25 protein-coding genes, 1 tRNA gene and 1 riboswitch are annotated in these 23,893 nt (G+C 59.9%); of the genes, 16 read left to right on the top strand and 10 right to left on the bottom strand.

Going from position 1 to position 23,893, the window contains the following annotated elements; all coding sequences use genetic code 11:
• Positions 1-13: 13 nt before the first annotated feature.
• Positions 14-712: a ribose-5-phosphate isomerase RpiA gene (gene rpiA, locus ASC97_RS12235; RefSeq protein ID WP_057468612.1), complete on the bottom strand. Its 699-nt coding sequence runs from the start codon at positions 710-712 to the stop codon at positions 14-16.
• Positions 713-908: 196 nt separating this feature from the next.
• Between rpiA and ASC97_RS12230 the strand changes: the two genes are divergently transcribed.
• Both ASC97_RS12230 and ASC97_RS12225 read left to right on the top strand, forming a co-directional pair.
• A complete protein-coding gene (locus ASC97_RS12230; protein ID WP_057468611.1) occupies positions 909-1,607 on the top strand; it encodes an HAD family hydrolase in 699 nt (232 codons plus the stop codon).
• 268 nt (positions 1,608-1,875) lie between these two features.
• Positions 1,876-2,244 carry a hypothetical protein gene (locus ASC97_RS12225; protein ID WP_057468610.1) on the top strand — a complete coding sequence of 123 codons (369 nt, stop codon included), beginning with the start codon at positions 1,876-1,878 and terminating at the stop codon, positions 2,242-2,244.
• A 67-nt stretch (positions 2,245-2,311) separates the two neighbouring features.
• Here the strand turns inward: ASC97_RS12225 and lipB are convergent, their stop codons facing one another.
• Positions 2,312-3,025: a lipoyl(octanoyl) transferase LipB gene (gene lipB, locus ASC97_RS12220; protein WP_443216740.1), complete on the bottom strand. Its 714-nt coding sequence runs from the start codon at positions 3,023-3,025 to the stop codon at positions 2,312-2,314.
• A 184-nt stretch (positions 3,026-3,209) separates the two neighbouring features.
• Between lipB and ASC97_RS12215 the strand changes: the two genes are divergently transcribed.
• Positions 3,210-3,294 (top strand) — tRNA-Leu (locus ASC97_RS12215).
• Positions 3,295-3,584: 290 nt separating this feature from the next.
• Here the strand turns inward: ASC97_RS12215 and ASC97_RS33940 are convergent.
• Entirely contained in the window at positions 3,585-3,755 is a 171-nt protein-coding gene (locus tag ASC97_RS33940) for a hypothetical protein (protein ID WP_156390360.1), read from the bottom strand.
• Positions 3,756-4,145: 390 nt separating this feature from the next.
• Here ASC97_RS33940 and ASC97_RS12210 point away from each other — a divergent pair, with 390 nt between their 5' ends.
• The 9 genes from ASC97_RS12210 to sugE all read left to right on the top strand — a co-directional run bounded on the left by ASC97_RS12210 (position 4,146) and on the right by sugE (position 13,149).
• Positions 4,146-5,072 carry a DMT family transporter gene (locus ASC97_RS12210; protein WP_057468608.1) on the top strand — a complete coding sequence of 309 codons (927 nt, stop codon included), beginning with the start codon at positions 4,146-4,148 and terminating at the stop codon, positions 5,070-5,072.
• Positions 5,073-5,169: 97 nt separating this feature from the next.
• Positions 5,170-5,877, top strand: coding sequence for a hypothetical protein (locus tag ASC97_RS12205; protein ID WP_057468607.1), 708 nt, complete (start codon positions 5,170-5,172; stop codon positions 5,875-5,877).
• 87 nt (positions 5,878-5,964) lie between these two features.
• Entirely contained in the window at positions 5,965-7,974 is a 2,010-nt protein-coding gene (locus tag ASC97_RS12200; protein WP_057468606.1) for an acetyl-CoA carboxylase biotin carboxylase subunit, read from the top strand.
• A gap of 100 nt (positions 7,975-8,074) precedes the next feature.
• Entirely contained in the window at positions 8,075-9,343 is a 1,269-nt protein-coding gene (locus ASC97_RS12195) for a hypothetical protein (protein ID WP_057468605.1), read from the top strand.
• Positions 9,344-9,479: 136 nt separating this feature from the next.
• The gene (locus ASC97_RS12190; protein WP_057468604.1) at positions 9,480-10,607 is read left to right on the top strand and encodes an S-(hydroxymethyl)glutathione dehydrogenase/class III alcohol dehydrogenase; all 1,128 of its coding nucleotides are present in this window, start codon (positions 9,480-9,482) and stop codon (positions 10,605-10,607) included.
• 103 nt (positions 10,608-10,710) lie between these two features.
• A complete protein-coding gene (gfa, locus tag ASC97_RS12185) occupies positions 10,711-11,289 on the top strand; it encodes an S-(hydroxymethyl)glutathione synthase (protein WP_057468603.1) in 579 nt (192 codons plus the stop codon).
• A 102-nt stretch (positions 11,290-11,391) separates the two neighbouring features.
• Entirely contained in the window at positions 11,392-11,853 is a 462-nt protein-coding gene (locus ASC97_RS12180; RefSeq protein ID WP_057468602.1) for a YaiI/YqxD family protein, read from the top strand.
• A gap of 1 nt (position 11,854) precedes the next feature.
• Positions 11,855-12,688 (top strand): S-formylglutathione hydrolase, encoded by an 834-nt coding sequence (fghA, locus tag ASC97_RS12175; RefSeq protein WP_057468601.1) that lies wholly within the window; start codon positions 11,855-11,857, stop codon positions 12,686-12,688.
• Positions 12,689-12,834: 146 nt separating this feature from the next.
• Entirely contained in the window at positions 12,835-13,149 is a 315-nt protein-coding gene (sugE, locus tag ASC97_RS12170) for a quaternary ammonium compound efflux SMR transporter SugE (RefSeq protein ID WP_057468600.1), read from the top strand.
• Positions 13,150-13,188: 39 nt separating this feature from the next.
• Here the strand turns inward: sugE and ASC97_RS12165 are convergent, their stop codons facing one another.
• From ASC97_RS12165 to crcB, 7 genes are all read right to left on the bottom strand, one after another.
• A complete protein-coding gene (locus ASC97_RS12165) occupies positions 13,189-13,581 on the bottom strand; it encodes a DoxX family protein (RefSeq protein ID WP_057468599.1) in 393 nt (130 codons plus the stop codon).
• 126 nt (positions 13,582-13,707) lie between these two features.
• Positions 13,708-15,240, bottom strand: coding sequence for an acyl-CoA carboxylase subunit beta (locus tag ASC97_RS12160; RefSeq protein ID WP_057468598.1), 1,533 nt, complete (start codon positions 15,238-15,240; stop codon positions 13,708-13,710).
• Positions 15,241-15,272: 32 nt separating this feature from the next.
• Positions 15,273-15,731: a hypothetical protein gene (locus ASC97_RS12155; protein WP_057468597.1), complete on the bottom strand. Its 459-nt coding sequence runs from the start codon at positions 15,729-15,731 to the stop codon at positions 15,273-15,275.
• A 70-nt stretch (positions 15,732-15,801) separates the two neighbouring features.
• Entirely contained in the window at positions 15,802-16,587 is a 786-nt protein-coding gene (locus ASC97_RS12150; RefSeq protein ID WP_057468596.1) for an ATP12 family chaperone protein, read from the bottom strand.
• A 9-nt stretch (positions 16,588-16,596) separates the two neighbouring features.
• Positions 16,597-17,250, bottom strand: a complete 654-nt coding sequence (locus tag ASC97_RS12145; RefSeq protein WP_057468595.1) for an HAD-IA family hydrolase — start codon at positions 17,248-17,250, stop codon at positions 16,597-16,599.
• Positions 17,247-18,242, bottom strand: coding sequence for an RluA family pseudouridine synthase (locus tag ASC97_RS12140; protein ID WP_057468594.1), 996 nt, complete (start codon positions 18,240-18,242; stop codon positions 17,247-17,249). Before ASC97_RS12140 ends, ASC97_RS12145 begins: the two co-directional genes overlap by 4 nt.
• A 90-nt stretch (positions 18,243-18,332) precedes the next feature.
• Positions 18,333-18,710: a fluoride efflux transporter CrcB gene (crcB, locus tag ASC97_RS12135; RefSeq protein WP_057468593.1), complete on the bottom strand. Its 378-nt coding sequence runs from the start codon at positions 18,708-18,710 to the stop codon at positions 18,333-18,335.
• A gap of 132 nt (positions 18,711-18,842) precedes the next feature.
• Here crcB and ASC97_RS12130 point away from each other — a divergent pair, with 132 nt between their 5' ends.
• From ASC97_RS12130 to gcvP, 4 genes are all read left to right on the top strand, one after another.
• Positions 18,843-19,112 carry a hypothetical protein gene (locus tag ASC97_RS12130; protein WP_057468592.1) on the top strand — a complete coding sequence of 90 codons (270 nt, stop codon included), beginning with the start codon at positions 18,843-18,845 and terminating at the stop codon, positions 19,110-19,112.
• Positions 19,113-19,220: 108 nt separating this feature from the next.
• Positions 19,221-19,313, top strand: a riboswitch (glycine riboswitch).
• 154 nt (positions 19,314-19,467) lie between these two features.
• Positions 19,468-20,604: a glycine cleavage system aminomethyltransferase GcvT gene (gene gcvT, locus ASC97_RS12125; protein ID WP_057469331.1), complete on the top strand. Its 1,137-nt coding sequence runs from the start codon at positions 19,468-19,470 to the stop codon at positions 20,602-20,604.
• A gap of 23 nt (positions 20,605-20,627) precedes the next feature.
• Entirely contained in the window at positions 20,628-20,990 is a 363-nt protein-coding gene (gcvH, locus tag ASC97_RS12120; RefSeq protein WP_057468591.1) for a glycine cleavage system protein GcvH, read from the top strand.
• Complete coding sequence (gcvP, locus tag ASC97_RS12115; protein ID WP_057468590.1) at positions 20,990-23,854, top strand: aminomethyl-transferring glycine dehydrogenase; 2,865 nt, start codon at positions 20,990-20,992, stop codon at positions 23,852-23,854. Before gcvH ends, gcvP begins: the two co-directional genes overlap by 1 nt.
• Positions 23,855-23,893: the final 39 nt, after the last annotated feature.

The raw sequence follows: 23,893 nt of genomic DNA, 5'->3' as shown, positions 1-23,893 counted from the left end.
TTCATAGCTCCTGTTACCTGTTTGCCCGCAGCTCGCGTGCGCCATCCGGGCCGGCAATAATCGCAAGCGCGGCCATATTGAGAAAGAGTCCGTGTTCCACGACGCCGGGTATCGAGTTCAACTCGTTTGAAAGCGCCTCTGCATCAGGAATGCGGCCAAAAGATGCATCGATAATATAGTGCCCACCGTCTGTCGTGAAAACGCCGTCGCCGGATTGGCGAAGAGCGAGAGCACCGATGAGCCCGAGTTTGGACGCCGTCTTTTCGATCGCCATCCGCGTCGATACGAGGCCGAAGATGTTGACTTCGATCGGCAGCGGAAATGCGCCGAGGGTTTCAACCAGTTTCGTTTCGTCCGCGATAACAATCACGCGGCTGGACGCGGCCGCGACGATCTTCTCGCGTAGCAATGCGCCGCCGCCACCCTTGACCAGCCGGAGACCCACGTCGATCTCGTCGGCACCATCGATTGTGAGATCGAGTTGCGGCAGCTCGTCCAGGGACTTCAGCGGCACGCCGAGCTCCACGCAAAGCCGAGCAGTGCGCTCGGACGTCGGCACACCCTCAACTTTGAACCCGTCCGCGACTCTTTCAGCGAGGAGCCGAACGAATTCCTCCGCGGTGCTGCCCGTCCCTATTCCAAGCCGCATCCCGCTCTCTACATGGGCGAGCGCAGCCTCGGCGGCTTTGATCTTCATTTCGCGGGCATCCATGCGCCGCTTACTCCAAATGTTACGTTGGTTGAGCTGTTTACACGGCTCGCCTGCCAAACGAAAGCCAAAACAGCACTGCCCATTTCGAAATTCCGGATAGATATCCGATCGCACAACCGCGACCGGCAAAGCGTTGCTTTTGCGGCCTTCATCGCTTACCTCAGCAGCATATTCCACTATCGAACAGGCTAATCCCTTGACCCCTGCCCTTGTCGTCTTCGATCTCGACGGAACCCTTCTCGATACGCATGTCGATCTGGTCGAAAGCTTGAACCACACGATTGCGGCGCTCGATCTCGCCCCGGTGAGTTACGACGACCTCACGCACCTGGTCGGCCATGGCGCCAAGGTGATGATCGAGCGTGCCTGCAAACTCCAGGGCCATTCGCTTGAACCGGACGCGTTGCCCGCCCTGCTCGACCGCTTTATCGCCCATTATACGCAGAACATGCCGGGCCGCACCGAACCCTATCCTGGGCTCGTCGCCGCGATGGACCAGCTGAGGGCCAGTGGATACAAGCTTGCCGTCTGCACCAACAAGCTGGAAGGACTGGCGCGCACGCTGCTGGATCGGCTGGAGCTGACCGGCTATTTCGATGCGATCACCGGAGGGGATACCTTTGCCGTCCGCAAGCCGGACGCTGGTCATCTGCTCGGTACGATCCAGATGGCTGGAGGCGATCCGCGCCGCGTTCTCATGGTCGGTGACAGCGCCAATGACATCCTCGTCGCGCGCAATGCAGGCGTTCCCTCCATCGCGGTTCCTTTCGGTTATTCCGATGTTCCGATCGAGACACTCGAACCGACGCAGATCATCCTGCACTTCAGCGAACTCACGCCCGACCTGGTAGAATCGCTCATTGGCGCCTTTGTGCCGAGCGCGAGCGCGGAATAGGCGCCGGCGTAGCGTGCATCGAGTTGTTCCCCACAACAAAGCCTCGCTGTGATTGCAATAATTGGTCTATTTCGTCCTGCGGTTTAGCCGTTGAGGCACTATCAAAAAACGATCAAATCCAGTCGCGACTCTGTGATTTCATTTGAAAAAATGTTCGGTTCTACCGACTATTTCATTCACATTCCCGCCTCAATTCGAGCGCGAACTCGTCTTCGCCGAGGGTTTGACGTCACGTTGTTCACAACGACGGATTGAGGAGATCGATACAATGCGCATTCAACTTGCTGCCGCTGCCGCAATTCTTGCCCTCGGAATGGCAGGCACGGCCCTTGCCCAACCCCAGTATTCCAACGACTACTCAAACGCCGGCGATGGCTTCGCTCCCGTCAAAACGGCGCCACCGAAGGCCGTCCACTATGCGCAGCACAAGGTGCCCGAATATTCGAACGATTACACGAGCGACAGCGACGGATTCGCGCCGGTTCATGTCGCGCCCAAGGTCGACAAGATGGCAACCGCGAGCATCAAGCCCCTGCCGGACTGCAACTACATGTCGAAGAGCACCAAGGTCCATACGCAAGGCGGCGATAGCGGTGCTTCGCATACCGACGCCTGCCGTGATATCGGCGACAAGTAACGGGTCCTGAAGCGATAGGGCCGGCAGATTCCGGCCCTACTCCGCCGACGCCTGACAATTTGTTTGGTCAGGCATCGCTCACGGTCTCGCCGAAAACCGATTCGAATGCCTCACGCAGCAATATATCGACGTCGGTCATCATGACGGGCATGCCCAGATCAACCAGGCTGGTAACCCCATACGTCGAGATTCCGCAGGGAACAATTCCTCCGAAGTGGTCGAGATCGGGCTCCACATTCAGTGAGAGGCCGTGAAAGGTCACCCATTTTCGGAGCCGTATACCCAGCGCCGCGATCTTGTCTTCGGCCACCGTTCCATCGGGCAGTGGTGGCTTCTCGGGCCGTCGCACCCACACGCCAACACGGTCTTCCCGACGCTCGCCGCGAATGTTCATCGAATCGAGCGTGCGAATAATCACGTCCTCGAGCGCCGCGACGAACGCGCGAACGTCCTGGCGCCGGCGTTTGAGATCGAGCATCACATACGCCACCCGCTGACCGGGGCCGTGATAGGTGTATTCTCCGCCACGGCCCGTCGCGAATACGGGAAAGCGATCCGGCTGCACGAGATCCTTGGCATTGGCACTGGTGCCGGCGGTATAGAGAGGCGGATGCTCCACGAGCCAGACCAGCTCATCGCCGCCGTCCGCGATAGCGGCAACTTCCCGCTCCATGATATCCACAGCCTCAACGTAGGGCACGAGCCCATCGGAGATGCGCCATCGCACTGGGCGCGAACCGGCCGTCGGAAGCATGGAAAACTCAAGATCTGTGCGTAGCATGGTCAATCCTTGTCGCCTGCCTCGTCTTTGCAGGCAGGTCGCTGCGAGCATCTATATGGCTCCGTTTCGCTGCCGATTCAAACGCTGTCACTTCTCCGGAAAAAATGTGTCACATCGCACTTGTGTCCCAGGAATCCTTTTGCTACATGCTGCGTCGCCGGCACAAACCGGCACCTACCACGATGCGGTCGTGGCGGAATTGGTAGACGCGCAGCGTTGAGGTCGCTGTGGGGCAACCCGTGGAAGTTCGAGTCTTCTCGACCGCACCATCTCTCACCAGAGTTGTGAGACTTCAGATAGCTATGCTTCTGAGATTACGATCGGACCCTCGTCCCCAGAGTGGCACCCGAGCTGATAGGCCAAGAGCCGTTTTATTAGCCGCCATCCTCCGCATGCCGAACATACCCGCCACCTTCCCCAGGGACGTCGCTGTCGGTAGCTTGAACATGTGATTCCTTGATCGCCATCGCGCGATTCGCCTTAGCCCGGCATCCATTGCTCTTGTCGTCATGTCTTCGCCGAACCCGCACGCCCCAGATTGGGTCTCCGCTGATTCTTCCTATGGTGCCAAGATGATCGTGCGCGACGAAAATGATGCCGCAGCCGTACGCTCCGTCGTCGAGGAGGCTTTCGCCAACGCGATGAGGTGTCGCTCGCCGATCGCCTCCGCCAAGACGGAGATGCAGCCATTTCGCTTGTCGCCGACGTCGGCAACTTGGTCGTCGGCCATGTTATGCTCTCGCCATGTCGACTCCATTTTGCGCTCTTGGTTTGGCACCGCTGTCAGTTCTGCCTGAGCACCAAATCAGGGAATCGGTGCGGCGTTGACAATGGCGGCCATAGCGCGCGCACGACGGATGGATGGACTGCGATCTTCGTATTGGGCGATGCGGCGTATTATGGCCGTTTCGGTTTTCGCGCCGACCTCGCAGCCGGCTTTTCGTCGCCACATGCGGGCCCCATTTTATGGCGCTGCCGCTTGGCGACACACTTGGCGCGATGTCTGGCAAGGTCGACTACGCTCCGGCCTCTGGAACATTGGCATGATCGACATTGAGCCTTCACGATTGTTCGCTGCTTCTGTATAGGCGACGGATCTTTTCACGAAAAATTTTCATCGATGAAACCCGATTCTGAACACCACAATCCGCTTCAAGGCATGCTCTTGATGGCGGGTGCCATGATCGTCCTGCCGGCGATGGATGCCATCGCCAAGTACATGGCGACGTTCGAGGGCATGTCGCCCGGCCAGATCACGTTTTATCGATTCTTCTTTCAGCTGGTCTGCACGCTGCCCATACTTTTCGCCATTTTCGGCTGGAATGCCCTGCATGCCAAACGGCCGTGGATGAATCTGCTTCGCGGCGCGCTTCACGGCGCGGCCAGCCTACTGTTTTTCGCTGCCGTGAAATACATGCCGCTGGCAGACGTATTCGCGATCTACTTTGTCGAGCCTTTTATGCTCGCGGGCCTCTCTGCGCTCTTTCTCGGCGAAAAGGTAGGCTGGCGGCGTTGGGCGGCGATCGTTGTTGGATTCGGCGGCGCAATGATCGTCATCCAGCCGAGTTATGAGATATTCGGCCTCAAGGCGTTGCTGCCCGTGGCCTGTGCGTTTCTGTTTTCGCTCTATCTCTTCATGAACCGCGCGATCGGAATGGCGGATTCGCCCTTGACGATGCAGACCATGGCAGGCATCGGCGGCACGGTGTTCATGACGGCCGCACTGTTCGTTGGAAACGGTTTTGGCGTGAGCGATTTCGACGTGTCGTTGCCGTCCTCCGGTCTCGGGCTCCTGTTGCTCGTGATCCTGGGGTCTCTTTCCGGCTATGTCCACATGATCGTCGTCAGGGCGTTCCGCATGGCGCCGCTATCGCTCTTGGCGCCCTTCCAGTATTTCGAAATCATCTCGGCGACCGTGCTCGGCTACGCGCTGTTCGGTGATTTTCCCAGTTTTTCAAAATGGATCGGCATCCTGATCATCGTTGCGTCCGGCCTCTTCATCATATGGCGCGAGCGCGTCCAGGCGCGTTCATTAAAAGCGGCATGATTGCGCCAATCGGTCGTTAACCTCACATATTGAGGGATCGTCAATGTGCTGGCGCTAGAAGAAACTTCGGCTTCATGATGAAGCCTGGAGAGAAAAGATGAGCGAATTTCGCCTCGCTTTTCCGGCATGTGTCATCGCCGGAAAGCATCGGCTGGCCGTCGAGGATATCGGCCTGTTGCGCAAGCACAGCTTTCCGGACGGGATCCGGACACCGGATGATGTCGTCGTCATGCTGGCGCTGAACAATTCATGCCCTGAAAAATGTCCGGAGTGGAATACTTTCTTCGTTGAGCAGCTCGCCGCGTTCATCGTCAATCACAGCTATCCGCAGGGATCGCTCGACGAGATAAACGTTGCTTGGTTGATGCGTATGGTCGCAACCGATGGCGTCGTAAACTCGGAGCTGGAGCTGGAGCTCGTGCTTCATGTGATAGAGATTGCCGCACATGTCCCCGACGAGCTGCGCGCTTTTGCGCTTGATCAGCTTCGCCTCGCCATCTCACAGCAGGTCGGCGCCTATCATCTCTGCCGTTCCGTTGATCGCAAGGGCATCACGCGACAGGATGTCGACTATGTGATGCGCATTCTTCGCGGCATATGCGATGGTGGAGACGTAAACGTACAGCCGCTGGCCTGGGGCGTGCTGATGCGGATCGGCGAGGAGACTCTGCCCACGGCCAATCACCCGCGCTGGGCGAGCATTCTGTCGGCCTTGCGCCTCGTCGAGTATGCCGAACCGGCTCGACGAAGCCGCTGGCTTCGGATCGTCGATGACAGCCTCGGCAGCGAGACTGCGGTCGCATGATGCCAACCGTGTGTTCGCATTTCGCCTGATTGTGCGTTCAGGTCTTTCTGCGTAAGACTCGGAGCACATGTCACGGGTGGAGTTTTCATGTTCGAGAAAATCCTGATCGCGAATCGCGGCGAGATCGCTTGCCGCGTCATCAAGACTGCACGCCGCATGGGAATTGCGACGGTCGCTGTCTATTCGGACGCCGACCGGGATGCGCTCCATGTCGAGATGGCGGACGAAGCCGTGCACATCGGTCCGGCATCGGCCGCCGAGAGCTATCTCGTGGCGGATAAGATCATTGCTGCCTGCAAGCAGACCGGCGCGCGGGCGGTCCATCCAGGCTACGGCTTCCTGTCCGAGCGTGCCTCCTTCTGCGAAGCGCTCGAGAAGGAAGGCATCGTTTTCATCGGTCCGAAGCCGAAGGCGATAAGGGCCATGGGCGACAAGATCGAGTCGAAGAAATTCGCCAATGCTGCAAGGGTGTCCACCGTCCCAGGCTACCTCGGGGTCATCGAGGACGCCGTGCACGCAGAAAGGATCGCTGCCGAAATCGGGTACCCCGTCATGATCAAGGCCTCTGCCGGCGGTGGCGGCAAGGGAATGCGGATCGCCTGGAGCGAGGCCGAGGTGCGAGATGGCTTCGATCGCGCACGTTCCGAAGCGAAGAGTTCCTTCGGCGACGATCGGGTCTTCATCGAGAAATACGTCGTCGAGCCGCGTCATATCGAGATCCAGATTCTGGCTGATGCACATGGCAGTGTGGTCTATCTCGGTGAGCGCGAGTGCTCCATCCAGCGCCGAAACCAGAAGGTTGCCGAAGAAGCGCCCTCGCCTTTCCTCGACGAGGCGACGCGTGCGGCCATGGGTGAACAGTCCGTGGCGCTTGCCAAGGCCGTGAATTACCAGAGTGCGGGCACAGTGGAGTTCATCGTCGACCGCGATCGCAATTTCTACTTCCTTGAAATGAATACGCGCCTGCAGGTCGAGCATCCGGTGACCGAACTGGTGACAGGGATCGATCTCGTCGAGCAGATGATCCGCGTTGCGGCAGGCGAAAGGCTTCCTTTCGCACAAAGCGACATCAAGCTCGACGGCTGGGCGATCGAGAGCCGGCTCTATGCCGAAGATCCCTACCGCAATTTCCTTCCCTCCATCGGCCGCCTGACGCGCTATCAGCCGCCGGCGGAGGGGCAGTTCGGCAATGCCGTCGTCCGCAACGACACGGGCGTATTCGAAGGTGCCGAGATTTCGATGTACTACGACCCGATGATCGCCAAGCTCTGCACCTGGGCACCGACACGCCTCGAGGCCATCGAGGCGATGGGCCAGGCCCTTGACGGATTTGTGGTCGACGGCATCGAACACAACGTGCCCTTCCTGTCTGCACTGATGAAACATCCGCGCTGGCGCGAGGGCCGCCTGTCGACCGGCTTCATCGCCGAAGAATATCCCGATGGTTTCAGCCCAATGAGGCCCGACGATGAACAGCAGGCAATCCTCGCGGCAGTCGCCTTGTCAGCTGCGCTGATCGAGGCAAACCGGCGTGAGCGCTTCGACGACCGATTGCGCTCTGCCTTCGGCGCGCTCCGCGAGGAATGGACTGTGAAGCTCAATGAGCAATATGTCGACATCCGGCTTGTCGACGGCCCGGTCACCATCCCTTTCGACATGGACGCGGCTGTCGGCGGCAAGGCCGTGAATATAGTCACCGACTGGAGACCTGGCGACCCGGTCTGGCGCGGAAAGGTCGGGGAAGTCAGCGTCACTGCGCAGTTGCGGCCGGTCCTCAATGGCATCAGGCTCGATTGGCAGGGGCTGTCGGTGAAAGCCAAGGTCTTCACGCCGCGCCACGCGGAACTGGACAAGTTGATGCCGGTCAAATTGCCGCCCGACACGTCGAAGCTTCTACTGTGCCCGATGCCGGGGCTCGTGGTCTCGATTGCCGTGACGGAGGGTCAGGAGGTCAAGGCGGGCGAAACGCTAGCTGTCGTCGAAGCAATGAAGATGGAAAACGTTCTGCGTGCCGAGCGCGACCTGACCGTGGGCACGATCAATGCCAAGGCTGGCGAAAGCCTGGCTGTCGATGCGGTCATCATGGAGTTCGCCTGAGCCGTTTTGATACAGAACAGCACTCCGAGACGGTCCGCTTTTATTAACGGATCGGGACCTAAAATGCGACGTCCGGCGATCTGCCGGATGGAGTGCGCAAATGACCATGCTGCAATCGGCGATCCTGCTGTTGTTCATCAATCTCGGCTTGCTTGGGCTCTTGATGCGAATCCCCCTTGGGATCAGGACCCTGCATTTGAGCCGGACGTTCCAATGCTCGCCCGAGACGCTCTGGAGCGCCATGCATCCTGCGGGAACCGCCGGAAACTGGCATCACTCGGTGATCACGAGCAAGCCGCTTGCCGGCCGCCGCGGCGTGGTCGAGCAGACCTACACCCACCCCGACAGGAACGATGTGCCTCTGCGCAGGCTTCTCGCTCTTGAACCGCTGCCTGCGGTCTCGGGCAATGCCCACGGCTTCCAATCGTCCGTCATCGACGACAGCACGCTGGATCCATCTTTCTGGAAAGACTTCCGCGAACGCCGCATTGTCCGTCCGACGCGCGACGGCGCCCTGCTGGAAATCGATCAGACCGATCGCTATCGCGGTCTCGCCTTCCTGATTTTCCGCTACGTTGCCCTAAGACGGGAAATGCAGGCGTTGGAGGGGTGGTTGAAGACTGGTGAATCGCGTCCGCAGGGCCGTTTCGAGCATCCGCTCGCACAGTTTGGCCTTGCAGTCCTGTCTACCCTTCTTTTGTGGCCCTTCCTCGGGCTCACCATGCAAGGTCTCATGATCTCTACATTTCTGACGATGGTGATCACCTTGCATGAACTGGGGCACATGGCCGCCTACCGAATGTTCGGTCATGCGTCCGTCAAGATGATCTTCGTGCCGCTTCTGGGCGGGATCGCTATCGGCGGCAGGCCTTATCGGTCGTTGTTCGAAGTCGCGACCTGCGCATTGATGGGGGCTGGCATGTCTGCATTCCTCGTTCCGATCCTCATCGTCGCGCACCAAGTCGCCGGTAGGGGAATACTTCCTGCCGCGTCGAGCGCCCCACTGCTGGTCTTCCTGTTGATCCTGGGGGCATTCAACCTGCTCAACCTCTTGCCTATGCACCGCTTCGACGGCGGACAGGTTCTGCGGCAGATTTTCCGGACCAGGTGGTCGCAGATTACCGCCAGCTTCGTCGTTACTCTTTGCATCCTCTTGATCGGCTTTGAGATCGGCCTCTCCGCGAATATGTTGACGGTCGGACTGCTGGTTTTTGTCGTCGTCAGCCTGATCGGAGCGCGGTCGGTCAAACCGCGCCAGAAGCTCGAGGAGATGACGGACCCCGAGCGTATGCTGATGGGATTCGGCCTCTATGCTGCCATCGCCATGCATGGCTATGCGATCGTGTTTGCGATCGGTAACCTTTTCTGACGCAGGCCGCACAGAAACTGGCGCAACCTGCTCATCGGGCAATGAAAACGGCACAGCCGGCGGGTTTTCCCCTTGAGCCGCCCTCGCCCCGCGTGCAAAAGTCCGAACGATCAAATCAGCATTGGAGAACCCCAAGATGGACGTTCGCGCCGCCGTTGCCGTACAGGCTGGAAAACCGCTCGAAGTCATGACCGTGCAGCTCGACGGGCCGCGGGCCGGCGAAGTGCTGGTCGAGGTGAAAGCGACCGGCATCTGCCACACGGATGATTTCACGCTCTCCGGCGCCGATCCGGAGGGCCTGTTTCCGGCAATTCTCGGCCATGAGGGTGCCGGGATCGTTGTCGATGTCGGCCCGGGCGTGACCTCGGTCAAGAAGGGCGACCACGTCATCCCGCTCTACACGCCGGAATGCCGCGAGTGCTATTCCTGCCTGTCGCGGAAAACCAATCTCTGCACTTCGATCCGTGCAACGCAAGGCCAGGGCCTGATGCCTGACGGCACCTCGCGCTTCTCGATCGGCAAGGACAAGATCCATCACTATATGGGCTGCTCGACCTTCGCCAACTTCACCGTCTTACCAGAGATCGCCCTCGCCAAGGTCAATCCCGACGCACCGTTCGACAAGATCTGCTACATCGGCTGCGGCGTGACGACAGGCATCGGCGCCGTCATTAACACGGCCAAGGTGGAAATCGGCTCGACCGCCATCGTCTTCGGCCTCGGCGGTATCGGCTTGAACGTTCTGCAGGGCCTTCGCCTTGCCGGTGCCGACATGATCATCGGCGTCGACATCAACGGCGACCGCAAGGAATGGGGCGAAAAGTTCGGGATGACGCACTTCGTCAATCCGAAGGAAGTCGGCGACGATATCGTACCGCACCTCGTAAACATGACGAAGCGCAACGGCGACCTGATTGGGGGCGCGGACTATACGTTCGACTGCACCGGTAACACCAAGGTCATGCGCCAGGCGTTGGAATCATCGCACCGCGGCTGGGGCAAATCGGTCATAATAGGCGTCGCGGGTGCAGGTCAGGAAATCTCAACCCGTCCCTTCCAGCTTGTCACCGGCCGAAACTGGATGGGCACCGCCTTCGGGGGTGCGCGCGGCCGCACCGATGTGCCGAAGATCGTCGACTGGTACATGGACGGCAAGATCCAGATCGACCCGATGATCACCCACACCATGCCGCTCGAAGACATCAACAAGGGGTTTGAGTTGATGCATTCGGGCGAAAGCATCCGCGGCGTGGTAATCTACTAGGAGAGCGATGACGGAATGCGGCGCGACTTTGAAATGGCCTGCGACTTTTTCGCAAATTGATCCTGATTTGGGAGCCGTGGGCAGCTAGGAGGAGGAGCTGAACATGCCCAATCAAGTATCGATACACCCGGCCCTGGACGGCGGTGTAAAAATAGGTCAAGCGAATTTCAACGGCGGCACGCTGGTCTGCGCCTGCGTTGATCGTCCCGTCAAGGTCGCAGTCAAGGGCACGATCGCCCACAACCACGCCTGCGGCTGCAGCAAATGCTGGAAGCCGAAGGGAGCCACGTTCGCGGTCGTCGCCGTTGCCTCGCATGAGAACGTCAGTGTGCTGGAGAATGGAGACAAGCTTCAGGTCGTCGATCCGGACACACTGATACAGCGTCACGCCTGCAAGGCTTGCGGTGTCCACATGTACAGTCCGGTGGAGCGAGACCATGCGTTCAAGGGCCTTGACTTCATCCATCCCGAACGCTTTCAGGAAAGCGGATGGCCGGAGCCGACATTTGCGGCGTTCGTTTCGTCGATCATCGAAACAGGCACACCGCCTTCCGCGATGACCAGCGTGCGTGGCCGGCTTAAGGAACTCGGTCTTGAGACCTATGACTGCCTCAACCCGACGCTCATGGATGTCATCGCAACCTGGGTCGCCAAGAAAGCAGGAACGCTTAAGGAGGCGTGATGGCTTGAAGGGAGACCTACGGAACGACTATGACACCAGACTGAACAGACGCTACGCGGTCGTCCGGATGCGTAGCGTCTTGAACATAACAGATTGAAATTCATGATCTACGTTGATGCCGACGCCTGCCCGGTCAAGCCGGAAATCCTGAAGGTCGCCGAGCGCCACGGCATCGAAGTGACCTTCGTCGCCAATTCCGGCCTTCGCCCTTCGCGCGATCCGATGGTCCGCAACGTCATCGTCTCCAACGGGTTCGATGCGGCCGACAACTGGATTGCCGAGCATGCTGGGCCAGGTGATCTGGTGGTGACTGCGGACGTGCCACTTGCCGTTCGTTGTGTTGCAACAGGTGCGTTCGTTAGCGGTCCCACCGGTCGCGTGTTCGACGACATGAATATCGGCATGGCAAGCGCGATGCGGGATCTTGGAGCCCATCTCAGGGAAACCGGCGAAAGCAAGGGCTATAATGCTGCGTTCAGCCCGAAGGACCGATCTCGCTTCCTCGAAACATTCGATCGGCTGTGCCGTCGCGCCAAGGCCGCTGTTCCAAAGACCGGAGAATAGAATGAACATCCTTTCCCAGGCGACCGCTTTCGGCGGCATGCAGGGCGTATTCACGCATACGTCCGAAAGCTGCAAATGCGATATGACGTTTGCGGTCTTCGTGCCGCCGCAAGCGATAAGCGAGCCCCGTCCGGTCCTCTGGTACCTCTCGGGACTGACCTGCACCCATGCCAATGTCATGGAAAAAGGCGAATACCGGCGGATGGCCGCCGAACTCGGGCTCATCGTCGTCTGCCCGGATACAAGCCCGCGCGGCAACGACGTGCCGGACGAACTCACCAACTGGCAGATGGGCAAAGGCGCCGGTTTCTATCTCGACGCAACCGAGGAGCCCTGGGCGGAGAACTACCGGATGTACAGCTATCTCACCGAGGAGCTGCCCGCCTATGTCAGCCAGCACTTTCGCATGGACATGAGCCGCCAGGGCATTTTCGGTCACTCGATGGGCGGCCATGGCGCGATAACCATAGCCCTCAGGAACCCGGAGCGTTTCAGGAGCTGCTCCGCCTTTGCGCCCATTGTCGAACCTTCGACGGCCGACTGGTCTGCGCCCGCGCTGGAAAAATATCTGGGTCCGGATCGCGCGGCCTGGCGCAAATATGACGCCTGCGCCCTGGTAAGCGACGGTGCACGCTTCCCGGAATTCCTGATCGACCAGGGCAAGGCCGACGGCTTTCTCGAAAACGGTCTCCGGCCGTGGCTCTTCGAGGAGGCTGTCGCGAAGACCGACATCAGGCTTACGTTGCGAATGCACGAGCGCTACGACCACTCCTACTACTTCATTTCGACCTTCATGGACGATCATCTGCGTTGGCACGCAGAGAGACTGGCCTAGGCGCGCAACAAACGGGTGGAATGCAGGCGACGCGGTTCCCTACGTTTGTGGAGCCGCACTTTCCCGATCAGCGGGAGAGACGCCGTTGACCGGCTCGACCGCAAGCAGCGGTGAAGGGCGTGCTTGCTTTCGATAAGGAAAAACGAATGGCTTGGTTTTTATTGTTTCTCGCCGGACTTTTTGAATGCGGATGGGCGATCGGTCTAAAATACACAGATGGTTTCACACGCCCTGTTCCGACCGTCCTGACTGCCATTTCGATGGTGGTGAGCGTCATTCTGCTGGGACTTGCCGTCAAGACCCTGCCGATCGGCACAGCTTACGCCGTATGGACCGGGATCGGTACTGTTGGAACGGTTTTGCTTGGGATCTGGCTGCTGGGCGACCCCGCCACCGCAGGGCGGCTGCTTTGCATCGGGTTGATTATTGCCGGCATCGCCGGCCTGAAATTGACGGCATGAGAGAAGCTGTGGCCTGTTCTCCGGCCACAGCTTTTTCCCTTAGGCAGTCTTGCGCTGATCGACCGAAAAAGCCCCGGCGCCCGCAAAGACGAAGAACAGGAAGATGAAGCAGAACAGGACTGCGCCATCGCCCCCGTTGAGAGCGGGATAGAAGCTCTTGGGATAATGTGCCATGAAATAGGCGAACGCCATCTGGCCGGAGAGGATAAAGGCAACGGGTCGAGTCAAGAAACCGATCAGAATGAGAATGCCACCGACCACTTCAAGAAGTGCGGCAAAAAGCATGAGGGGCGGCAGCGAGCCTTCCATCTGTGCGGCGGGGAAAGCAAAAAGCTTCATCGTGCCATGCTCGATAAACAGCAAGGCGGCAATGATCCTGAGACCGGCAAGCGCATAGGGCTGATATGCGCTCAGACGTTCCAAACTCGACATGAAATCTCTCCTTTTGTGTAATGACAGCCGAGCGTTAGCTGCTTCACAATAAGGAATGAAGACACGGATCGCTGACGCGCGATCACTTCCTCTTGATTTTGCTTGGTTTTCCCCATTTTTTACTCTTTAGAGTGGAATGTTGTCGTGTTTCTTCCAGGGATTGGCCAGATCTTTGTTGCGAAGCATCTTGAGACCACGCGCAAGCCGCCTGCGTGTCGAATGCGGCATGATGACCTCATCGATGTAACCGCGCTCGGCCGCAACGAACGGAGACAGGAATCGCTCCTCGTACATCTTGGTATGCTCGGCGATCTTCTCCGGATCGGCGATGTCCTTGCGGAAAATGATCTCGACCGCGCCTTTGGCACCCATGACCGCGATCTGCGCCGTCGGCCAGGCATAGTTGAGGTCGCCGCGAAGATGCTTGGACGCCATGACATCATAAGCGCCGCCGAAGGCCTTGCGCGTGATGACCGTGAGTTTCGGAACGGTGGCCTCGGCATAGGCAAAAAGCAGCTTGGCGCCATGCTTGATCAGCCCGCCATACTCCTGGGCCGTGCCTGGCAGGAACCCCGGCACATCGACGAAAGTCACAATCGGAATGTTGAAGCAATCGCAAAAGCGCACGAACCGTGCCGCCTTGCGCGACGCATCGCTGTCGAGCACCCCGGCCAGCACCATCGGCTGGTTGGCGACAATGCCGACGGTCGATCCTTCGATCCGTCCGAAGCCGCATACGATATTCCTGGCGAAATTCGCCTGGATCTCGAAGAAGTCAGCCTCGTCCACGGTCTTGAGGATCAGTTCCTTGATATCGTAGGGCTTGTTGGCGCTCGCCGGCACCAGCGTATCCAGCGAGGCATCCGTTTCTGTGACCGACTGGTAGCAATCGATCTCGGGCACCGGCGACGTGTTGGATTGCGGCAGGAGATCGATCAGCCTGCGCACCTGCAGCAACGTGTCGACATCGTTTTCGTAGGCCCCATCGGCGATCGAAGACCTCGTCGTATGCACCAACGCCCCGCCAAGCTCTTCCGCCGTCACGGTCTCGTTGGTTACCGTCTTCACCACATCGGGGCCGGTCACGAACATATAGGAACTGTCGCGCACCATGAAGATGAAGTCGGTCATGGCAGGCGAATACACGTCCCCGCCTGCGCAAGGCCCCATGATGACGGAGATCTGGGGAATGACCCCGGATGCCAGCACGTTGCGCTGGAAAACCTCGGCATAACCGCCAAGCGCCGCCACGCCCTCTTGAATACGCGCGCCTCCGGCATCGTAAATGCCTACGATCGGCGCGCGGTTCTTCAGCGCCATATCCTGGACTTTCATGATCTTTTCGGCATGCGCCTGCGAAAGCGAGCCCCCGAAGACGGTGAAGTCCTTGGCAAACACGAAAACGGTGCGACCGCTGACCGTTCCCCACCCTGTCACCACCCCGTCGCCGGCAATCCGGCTCTTGTCCATCCCGAAATCCGTCGACCGGTGTTCGACGAACATGTCGAACTCCTCGAACGATCCTTCGTCCAAAAACAGGTCGATGCGCTCGCGCGCCGTGAGCTTGCCGCGCTTGTGCTGCGCATCGATGCGCTGCTGGCCCCCACCCAATCTGGCAACGCCGCGGCGACGTTCGAGTTCTACGAGAATTTCCTTCATGGATCCCCCTCGCCGCGCCTGCGGCTCATCTATCACGCGTGGCCGGCACTCAGGGAAAATATCGAGCGAATCCGGGCCGAAATGTCCTCCGCCAGGATTTCGTCGGACGCATCCGCGCTGTTTGATTTGCTGTTTACCTCGAACGAGCTGACCGCAATCACCGTGCCGTCATCGACCGAGGCTGCATCGACCGTAACCTTGGCCACGCTGTGCTTTTTGTCGTAGCCCTGATCATTCTGAACCGAAAGGACCCGAATAGTCAGGACGACACGCGGATAGACTTCGGTCCGCACTGTCGCATTGATTGCTTTATTGACCCGATCGCCAACCCCCGCAAGCACTGCCGCCGGGATGTTGGGGCCGGCCAAAACCACGACGTTGCGGACGTCGTACACTGGCGTAGGCTCCCCCCGCGAGAAGAACGTAGCGCATGATGTCAGCGCGACGCAGATGAACGCGACCCGAAAAATACAAGACCTAAGCCAATACATTTAGAAAACCCGCACCCGCCCCCGATAGAGTCGCAGCTTTTCGCCATAACAGGCTCCAAGGCAACCTGTTTCAGTCCCTCAACGCCAAAAAAACATTCACGGCTGCTTCGAAGTCCTTGAAGCGCTGCGCCCGGCGCTGTTCAGCCTCCTCGTCGCTGCCCCAATGCTCTATTGTCCAGTCTTCGTCCAGATGGGCAAGTAACCACACATCTTCCATGCGCAGAAAGCCCTCCGCGAAGGCAACCGCCAGCAACGCGGAGCCGGTCAAAGTGGTGATCGTATGAAGGGCTGCGAGCACCATCGCGTCGCTGTGTCTGCGTAACGCTGCGGAGAAAGCAGCGATAGCCTCGCGCGGCTGATCGTGATGCATCACGCCTTCGATCAGCATGAAGCGGGCACCAAGATCGTTGGCGCACCAGTCGAGCACCGGATCCCAAAGTTCTGCCTGCCTCTGCACCAACGCCTCGGGGCTTTCGGCCCGATAGCAGAGGAGATCGCTGGTCGAGAACCGCAATATGTCTTCGAAGACGGCCTGCGTATCCGTGGCCACGCCATCGATGGCCGTATTGACGAGCCGCGTCACCGACATTTTGGCCGGATCGATGACATCGACCTGCGCAGTCCACTCAGCAGCGATCAGCTCCGCGAGTGCTGCCGTCGAGACAGCCAGGATCTGACGTGCCGGTGTGCGGACCGGCTTGCCGTCCAGTTCCACTGCAAACCCTTCGTCCCTTGAGGCAACGGATACCGTGTTGTAGAAGCGCTTCGGCAGCGGTTTCTTCATCTGGATCTGCGCGCGGCGGATAGGGTCGGGATTGCTCAGTCCTTCGGACAGGTCGTTCAGCAGATCGCGCATGGCGTCACCTCAGGAAAAATGCTTCAAAACGTCGCCTGGACGGTAGGCGATACTGTCGGCACCCGCAGCAACCAGGTCCTCGACACTGGCATAGCCCCACGAAACGCCCACCGCCGTTGCGCCCGCGGCTTTTGCCATCTCCATATCGTAGACGGCATCGCCGATGACAATGGTATCGGCAGGATTCATGCCCGTTTCGCTGCAGCATTCGGTGACCATTGCAGGGTGCGGCTTCGACGGGCAGTCGTCGGCCGTACGCGAAACGATGAAATGCGGCGCAAGTCCGTGCGTCTCGAGGATATGCACCAGGCCACGCCGGGACTTTCCTGTCACGGCACCGATCAGGATTTCATCGCTGCCGGCAAGTGTCCGGATGAGCGGCTCGATGCCGTCAAACAGCATCACGTCCATGCCCGGCTCATCGCGCACACCAGCGTAGATCGCCTTGTAGTGCGCTGTCATTGCCAGGGCTTCGTCGTCGACATGCGGCTTTCCCTGCATCCGCGAGATCGCTATGTCTAGGGTCAGGCCGATGATCGACTTTGTCAGGGATACATCGGGCCTGTCATAGCCGAAATGCGTGAAGGTACGCGCCATGACTTCATGGATGAGCGCGGCACTGTCGACCAGAGTTCCGTCGCAATCGAAGAGCGCCAACTTCATTCCTGATCTTCCCTTTCCGCCGATGCGAGATCAAGCCCGAGCAGGTTCCAGGTCTGCACCATGTGCGGCGGCAAGGGAGCGGTGATGCGCAGGCGTCCGCCCGACGGATGCGGAATGTCGATCTTGCGCGCATGCAGGTGCAGCTTCTTCTGGACGCCGCCGGGGAAATCCCAGTTCGGATCGTCGATGAAATATTTCGGGTCGCCGATGATCGGATGCCCGATATGCAGCGCATGGACGCGGAGCTGGTGCGTACGCCCTGTATAGGGCTCCATCTCCAGCCAGGCGAGGTTCTGAGCCGCGGTCTCAAGGACGCGATAATAGGAAATCGCGTGATCTGCGCCGTCTTCGCCGTGCTTGGCAACCCGCATACGGTCCCCATCGGGCGTGGCTTCCTTCACCAGCCACGTGGAAATCTTGTCCTCATGCTTGCGCGGCACGCCCCTGACCAGAGACCAGTAGGTCTTCTTGGTGTCGCGCTCGCGAAAGGCAGCCGTCAGCTTCTGTGCCGCTCCCCGTGTGCGGGCGATCACCAGGACGCCTGACGTGTCTCGGTCGAGGCGATGCACCAGCCGCGGCTTCTCGCCCTTCGGGCTGGTCCAGGCTTCAAGCATCTTGTCGATATTTCGCGTCACGCCGGAGCCGCCCTGAACGGCAAGGCCGGCTGGCTTGTTCAACACGATCACCTTATCGTCTTCATGCAGCACCATGCGCTGCAGCAACTCGTAGTCGCCCGAATGTTTCAGATCGTGACTGGCGATCGGTGTATTCTTCAATTTGGCATCAACATCCAGCGGCGGTACGCGCACCACCTGACCGGGTTGCACGCGCGCGTCGGTTTTGACGCGCCCGCCATCGACGCGCACCTGCCCGGAGCGCATGAGCTTCTGAAGCGGACCGAAGCCGAGACCGGGGAAATGGATCTTGAACCAGCGATCGAGCCTCATGCCCGCTTCGTCCGGTTCCACCTTTATATGTTCAATGCCAGCCATCTATATTCTTTCGGAAATCTGTCGCTCGCGCCCAGCGCGGCCTTTGTCGCAGGCTTTAGAGCATTTTTTCCGAAAACGGAAACCGTAATCTCAGAAGACGGCACGCATGATTGCGAGGCCTGCGATGACGGCGGCCATGGAAAGACCCACGCTTGCGATCATGTAGATCGCTCCGGCCATCACCGCGCCGCGTTCGAAGAGCGAAATGGCGTCGAGAGAAAAGGCGGAAAACGTGGTGAAACCACCGAGGAATCCCGTGATCAGCAGCAACCGCAGCTCGGGCGAAGCGTCGAACCTGCGCGCGATCATTTCGGCGAAGACGCCGATGACGAAGCAGCCGACGACATTGACCGTCAGCGTCCCCCACGGAAATGAGGGCCCCATCGCCCGGAGCGCCCATTGGCCGACGTAGTACCTGAGAACCGAACCGATTGCGCCGCCGAACGCGACCAGGAGAGCTTGAGTCATGCCCTCCGTTTAACGCAGCCGGAGGCGAAATCCAATTGATCTCCACGCAAAATCAGGGCCGAACTGGGAATGTATAAAATCCGAGAGGTTTTCTTAGCCTGTCTCCAACCGGCGGTCCGGTACGGTCACGAAATGACAGTTCTGGTGGGCACCATATCCGCAAGCACCGCGGCCGCAGCATTCGAAACGCTGCGCATCCCTCAACGCGTGCCAGCGAGTACGGCGGCAAAGGAAGCGCGCCGCGCCGCCGACCGCAAGTCCAAAGGCGGCAGCGTCCAGGACGTCAGCGAACCGTCCAACGTCATTCAATCCACGGAAGTTGCGCTTGATCTCATGACCATGGGGCAGAAGCAACCGCAGGCGGGATTGAAGCAGGCGCTGCGGTTCTACGAGGACGTCTGACCAAGCACGCCCGCGGCACGCGCCATCCGCATTCGGGTCACGCGACAAAAATATGTTCGACGGCGACATTCCCCCTTGCCAAGTACGGTCATCGCCAGATAATTGCGCTCAACCTTGTTGGGAGAAGCCGGTCTGTTTGCGATCGGTGCCGAAGGAGCAACCGCCCCGGAAACTCTCAGGCCAAAGGACCAGCAAGGGGCAGACGGAACTCTGGAGAGAAGCGTTCTCGAAACGCGCGCCGAAGGGATAACAATCTCAGGCAAAGGGACAGAGGGGGCTCGAAAGACAAGGCGTAACTGCGCCTGAAAGTTTGAGCCCGCGCATGGAATTCCACGCGCAAACCCCGGAGGCGTCGTTGGACGATACTGCTGCCCTGAAGACAACCCCGCTGCATCAACTGCATGTGTCGCTTGGCGCCCGCATGGTGCCATTCGCCGGTTATGACATGCCGGTGCAATATCCTGCCGGCGTCATGAAGGAGCATTTGCAGACGCGCGCTGCAGCCGGTCTTTTTGATGTGTCCCACATGGGCCAGGTCGTCATCAAGGCCAAGTCGGGCAAGTATGAGGATGTCGCCCTTGCGCTCGAGAGCCTTGTGCCCGTCGATATTCTAGGTCTCGCAGAAGGTCGCCAGCGCTACGGTTTCTTCACGGACGACAAGGGCGGCATTCTCGACGATCTGATGATCACCCACCTCGACGACCACCTCTTCGTCGTCGTCAACGCCGCCTGCAAGGATGCCGATCTCGCGCACCTGCAAAGGCACATCGGTGAAATCTGCGACATCACCGTGCTCGACCGCGCACTGATTGCGCTCCAAGGGCCTCGTGCCGTCGATGTACTGGCCGAACTCTGGGCGGACGTCGCGTCGATGAGATTCATGGACGTGCGCCACTGCCGTCTGCACGACGTTTCCTGCCTCGTGTCGCGTTCCGGCTACAGCGGCGAAGATGGCTACGAAATTTCCGTGCCGAACGAAATGGCGGAAGACATCGCCAAGCGCCTCCTCGAACATCCGGATGCCCAACCCATCGGCCTTGGAGCCCGCGATTCGCTGCGCCTGGAAGCCGGCCTTTGCCTTTACGGCAACGACATCGACACAACCACGACACCCGTGGAAGCAGCGCTTGAATGGGGCATGCAGAAGGCGCGCAAGACTGGCGGCGCCCGCGCCGGCGGCTTTCCCGGCGCAGACCGCATTCTCTCCGAGCTCGACACCGGCGCGACGCGCCGCCGCGTGGGCCTGAAGCCGGAAGGCAAGGCGCCGGTGCGCAGCCACGCCAAGCTGTATGCCGATGCCGAAGGCAAGACCGAGATCGGTGAAGTCACGTCGGGCGGTTTCGGCCCGAGCGTCGAAGGCCCTGTCGCCATGGGCTACGTTCCGGTCTCCCACGCCGCGGCAGGAACCGAAATCTACGCCGAGGTGCGTGGCAAATACCTGCCCATCGCCGTATCCGCACTTCCCTTCATCACGCCGACTTACAAACGCTGAACCAATTCCAGAGAGGACGAACAATGCTGAAATTTACCGAAGAACACGAATGGCTGCAGATCGAAGGCGGCGTTGCGACGGTCGGAATCACAAACTATGCCGTCGATCAGCTCGGCGACCTGGTATTCGTCGAGCTGCCGGAGGTCGGCGCGACGTTCTCCAAGAACGACAACGCTGCAACCGTGGAATCCGTGAAGGCTGCCTCCGACGTCTATTGTCCGCTTGATGGCGAGATCACCGAGGTGAACCCGGCGATCACCGCCGATCCCTCGCTGGTCAATTCCGATCCTCAGGGCGCCGGCTGGTTCTTCAAGCTGAAGCTCGCAAATGCTGCAGACGCCGATGGCCTGCTCGACGAGGCGGCCTACAAGGAGCTCACTGCGTAATGACGACGCCGACAGAATTTCAGTTCACCGACTACCAGCCGTACGACTTCGCCAACCGTCGCCATATCGGCCCTTCGCCGGCCGAGATGGCCGATATGCTCAAGGTCGTCGGCTACAACAGCCTCGACGGGTTGATCGACGCGACCGTGCCGCCTTCCATCCGCCAGAAGGCGCCCCTAATCTGGGGCGCTCCGATGACCGAACGCGAGGCACTCGATAAGCTGCGCGAGACCGCAAACAAGAACAAGGTGCTCGTCTCGCTGATTGGCCAGGGATACTACGGCACGATCACGCCTCCGGTCATCCAGCGCAACATCCTGGAAAACCCCGCCTGGTATACCGCCTATACGCCCTACCAGCCGGAAATCAGCCAGGGCCGTCTCGAAGCACTGCTGAACTACCAGACGATGATCTGCGACCTCACCGGCCTCGACGTCGCCAACGCATCGCTTCTCGACGAAGCGACCGCCGCCGCCGAAGGCATGGCCATGGCCGAGCGCGTTTCCAAATCGAAAGCCAAGGCCTTCTTCGTCGACGCCGCTTGCCATCCGCAGACGATCGAGCTGATCAAGACGCGCGCCGAGCCGCTCGGCTGGAGCGTCGTCGTCGGCAACCCCTTCACCGATCTCGACCCGGTCGACGTCTTCGGTGCCATATTCCAATACCCGGGCACGCATGGCCACGTGCATGATTTTACCGGCCTGATCTCGCGTCTGCACCAGACCGGTGCCATCGCTGTTGTCGCAGCTGACATTCTTGCGCTGACGCTGCTGAAGTCTCCGGGCGAAATGGGCGCCGACATTGCGGTAGGCAATTCCCAGCGCTTCGGCGTACCGGTGGGTTACGGCGGCCCGCATGCGGCCTACATGTCGGTCAAGGACGTTCACAAACGCTCCATGCCGGGCCGTCTCGTCGGCGTCTCGGTCGATGCCCGTGGCAACCGTGCCTATCGCCTGTCGCTTCAGACTCGTGAACAGCACATCCGCCGCGAAAAGGCGACGTCCAACATCTGCACCGCACAGGTCCTGCTCGCCGTGATGGCGTCGATGTACGCCGTCTTCCACGGCCCCAAGGGCATCAAGGCGATTGCTCAGCAGGTGCACCAGAAGGCCGTACTGATGGCCAAGGGCCTCGAAAAGCTGGGCTATGCCATCGAGCCGGAAACCTTCTTCGACACGATAACCGTCGACGTCGGCCATATGCAGGCCGTCATCCTGCGGGCAGCCGTCGCCGAAGGCGTGAACCTTCGCAAGGTCGGCGCGACGAAGATCGGCATGAGCCTTGACGAGCGAACTCGCCCGGCGACGCTGGAAGCCGTATGGCGCGCCTTCGGCGGCAACTTCGCCGTTGCCGAATTCGAGCCGAGCTATCGCCTGCCGAAGGGGCTCGCCCGAACCAGTGAATACCTGACGCATCCGATCTTTCACATGAACCGCGCCGAAAGCGAGATGACCCGCTACATCAGGCGTCTCTCCGACCGCGACCTGGCGCTAGACCGGTCAATGATCCCGCTCGGTTCCTGCACGATGAAGCTGAACGCGACGGCCGAGATGCTGCCGATCACCTGGCCGGAATTCTCGGATATCCATCCCTTCGTGCCCGCCGATCAGGCGCTTGGTTACCGCGAGATGATTGACGATCTCACGGAAAAGCTCTGCGCCGTCACGGGCTACGATGCCTTCTCCATGCAGCCGAACTCGGGCGCGCAGGGCGAATATGCGGGTCTGCTGACGATCCGCAATTACCATATCGCCAACGGCAACGGTCACCGCGACGTCTGCCTGATCCCGACATCGGCCCACGGCACCAACCCGGCATCTGCCCAGATGGTCGGCATGAAGGTCGTTGTCGTCAAGGTTCGTGAAAACGGCGATATCGACCTCGACGACTTCCGCGCCAAGGCCGAGCAGCATGCTGACAACCTCTCCTGCTGCATGATCACTTATCCCTCGACCCATGGTGTCTTCGAGGAAACCGTTAGGGAAATCTGCGATCTCGTGCACAACCACGGCGGCCAGGTTTATCTCGACGGGGCCAACATGAATGCCATGGTCGGCCTGTCACGCCCCGGTGACATCGGCTCGGACGTCTCGCACCTCAACCTGCACAAGACTTTTTGCATCCCGCATGGCGGCGGCGGTCCCGGCATGGGGCCGATCGGCGTCAAGTCGCATCTGGCACCTTACCTCCCCGGCCATCCCGAAACCGACGGCCGTTCCGGCGCGGTATCGGCGGCGGCTTTCGGCTCGGCCTCGATCCTGCCGATCTCGTGGAGCTATTGCCTGATGATGGGTGGCGAAGGGCTGACCCAGGCCACGAAAGTCGCGATCCTCAACGCCAACTACATCGCAGCGAGGCTGAAGGGCGCCTACGACGTGCTCTACAAGTCGCAGGCCGGACGCGTTGCGCATGAGTGCATCATCGACACCCGTCCGCTGGTCGACAGCTGCGGCGTTACCGTCGACGACGTTGCCAAGCGCTTGATCGACTGCGGCTTCCACGCCCCGACGATGAGCTGGCCGGTTGCCGGCACGCTGATGATCGAGCCGACGGAATCCGAGACCAAGGCCGAACTCGACCGCTTCTGCGAAGCGATGCTGGCGATCCGTCAGGAGGCCCGTGACATCGAGGAGGGCCGCGCCGACAAGGCCAACAACCCGCTGAAGAACGCCCCACACACCGTCGAAGACCTCGTCGGCGAATGGGATCGTCCCTATTCCAGAGAACAGGCCTGCTTCCCACCCGGCGCATTCCGTGTCGACAAGTACTGGTCGCCGGTCAACCGCGTCGACAACGTCTTCGGCGACCGCAACCTGATCTGCACCTGCCCGCCGGTCGAAAGCTACGCGGAAGCAGCGGAATAAATACGCCTCTTAGCCCCTCCCCCTTGTGGGGAGGGGCTG

Origin of the sequence: Rhizobium sp. Root1203 (genome assembly GCF_001424945.1) — a bacterium.
Lineage (GTDB): Bacteria > Pseudomonadota > Alphaproteobacteria > Rhizobiales > Rhizobiaceae > Rhizobium.
The sequence above is the reverse complement of the archived record's forward strand: the minus strand, read 5'-3'. Positions and strand labels throughout refer to the sequence as shown.

Coding starts and splice junctions, on each gene's coding strand:
- ASC97_RS12195 (WP_057468605.1), top strand. CDS start 8,075: ATGACCATGCTGCAATCGGCGATCCTGCTGTTGTTCATCAATCTCGGC.
- ASC97_RS12150 (WP_057468596.1), bottom strand. CDS start 16,587: ATGCGCGATCTGCTGAACGACCTGTCCGAAGGACTGAGCAATCCCGAC.
- ASC97_RS33940 (WP_156390360.1), bottom strand. CDS start 3,755: ATGGCCGACGACCAAGTTGCCGACGTCGGCGACAAGCGAAATGGCTGC.
- crcB (WP_057468593.1), bottom strand. CDS start 18,710: ATGACTCAAGCTCTCCTGGTCGCGTTCGGCGGCGCAATCGGTTCGGTT.
- ASC97_RS12190 (WP_057468604.1), top strand. CDS start 9,480: ATGGACGTTCGCGCCGCCGTTGCCGTACAGGCTGGAAAACCGCTCGAA.
- gfa (WP_057468603.1), top strand. CDS start 10,711: ATGCCCAATCAAGTATCGATACACCCGGCCCTGGACGGCGGTGTAAAA.
- ASC97_RS12160 (WP_057468598.1), bottom strand. CDS start 15,240: ATGAAGGAAATTCTCGTAGAACTCGAACGTCGCCGCGGCGTTGCCAGA.
- fghA (WP_057468601.1), top strand. CDS start 11,855: ATGAACATCCTTTCCCAGGCGACCGCTTTCGGCGGCATGCAGGGCGTA.
- ASC97_RS12210 (WP_057468608.1), top strand. CDS start 4,146: ATGAAACCCGATTCTGAACACCACAATCCGCTTCAAGGCATGCTCTTG.
- gcvH (WP_057468591.1), top strand. CDS start 20,628: ATGCTGAAATTTACCGAAGAACACGAATGGCTGCAGATCGAAGGCGGC.
- ASC97_RS12145 (WP_057468595.1), bottom strand. CDS start 17,250: ATGAAGTTGGCGCTCTTCGATTGCGACGGAACTCTGGTCGACAGTGCC.
- ASC97_RS12140 (WP_057468594.1), bottom strand. CDS start 18,242: ATGGCTGGCATTGAACATATAAAGGTGGAACCGGACGAAGCGGGCATG.
- lipB (WP_443216740.1), bottom strand. CDS start 3,025: ATGCTACGCACAGATCTTGAGTTTTCCATGCTTCCGACGGCCGGTTCG.
- ASC97_RS12130 (WP_057468592.1), top strand. CDS start 18,843: ATGACAGTTCTGGTGGGCACCATATCCGCAAGCACCGCGGCCGCAGCA.
- ASC97_RS12200 (WP_057468606.1), top strand. CDS start 5,965: ATGTTCGAGAAAATCCTGATCGCGAATCGCGGCGAGATCGCTTGCCGC.
- ASC97_RS12205 (WP_057468607.1), top strand. CDS start 5,170: ATGAGCGAATTTCGCCTCGCTTTTCCGGCATGTGTCATCGCCGGAAAG.
- ASC97_RS12225 (WP_057468610.1), top strand. CDS start 1,876: ATGCGCATTCAACTTGCTGCCGCTGCCGCAATTCTTGCCCTCGGAATG.
- ASC97_RS12165 (WP_057468599.1), bottom strand. CDS start 13,581: ATGTCGAGTTTGGAACGTCTGAGCGCATATCAGCCCTATGCGCTTGCC.
- ASC97_RS12180 (WP_057468602.1), top strand. CDS start 11,392: ATGATCTACGTTGATGCCGACGCCTGCCCGGTCAAGCCGGAAATCCTG.
- rpiA (WP_057468612.1), bottom strand. CDS start 712: ATGGATGCCCGCGAAATGAAGATCAAAGCCGCCGAGGCTGCGCTCGCC.
- sugE (WP_057468600.1), top strand. CDS start 12,835: ATGGCTTGGTTTTTATTGTTTCTCGCCGGACTTTTTGAATGCGGATGG.
- ASC97_RS12155 (WP_057468597.1), bottom strand. CDS start 15,731: ATGTATTGGCTTAGGTCTTGTATTTTTCGGGTCGCGTTCATCTGCGTC.
- gcvP (WP_057468590.1), top strand. CDS start 20,990: ATGACGACGCCGACAGAATTTCAGTTCACCGACTACCAGCCGTACGAC.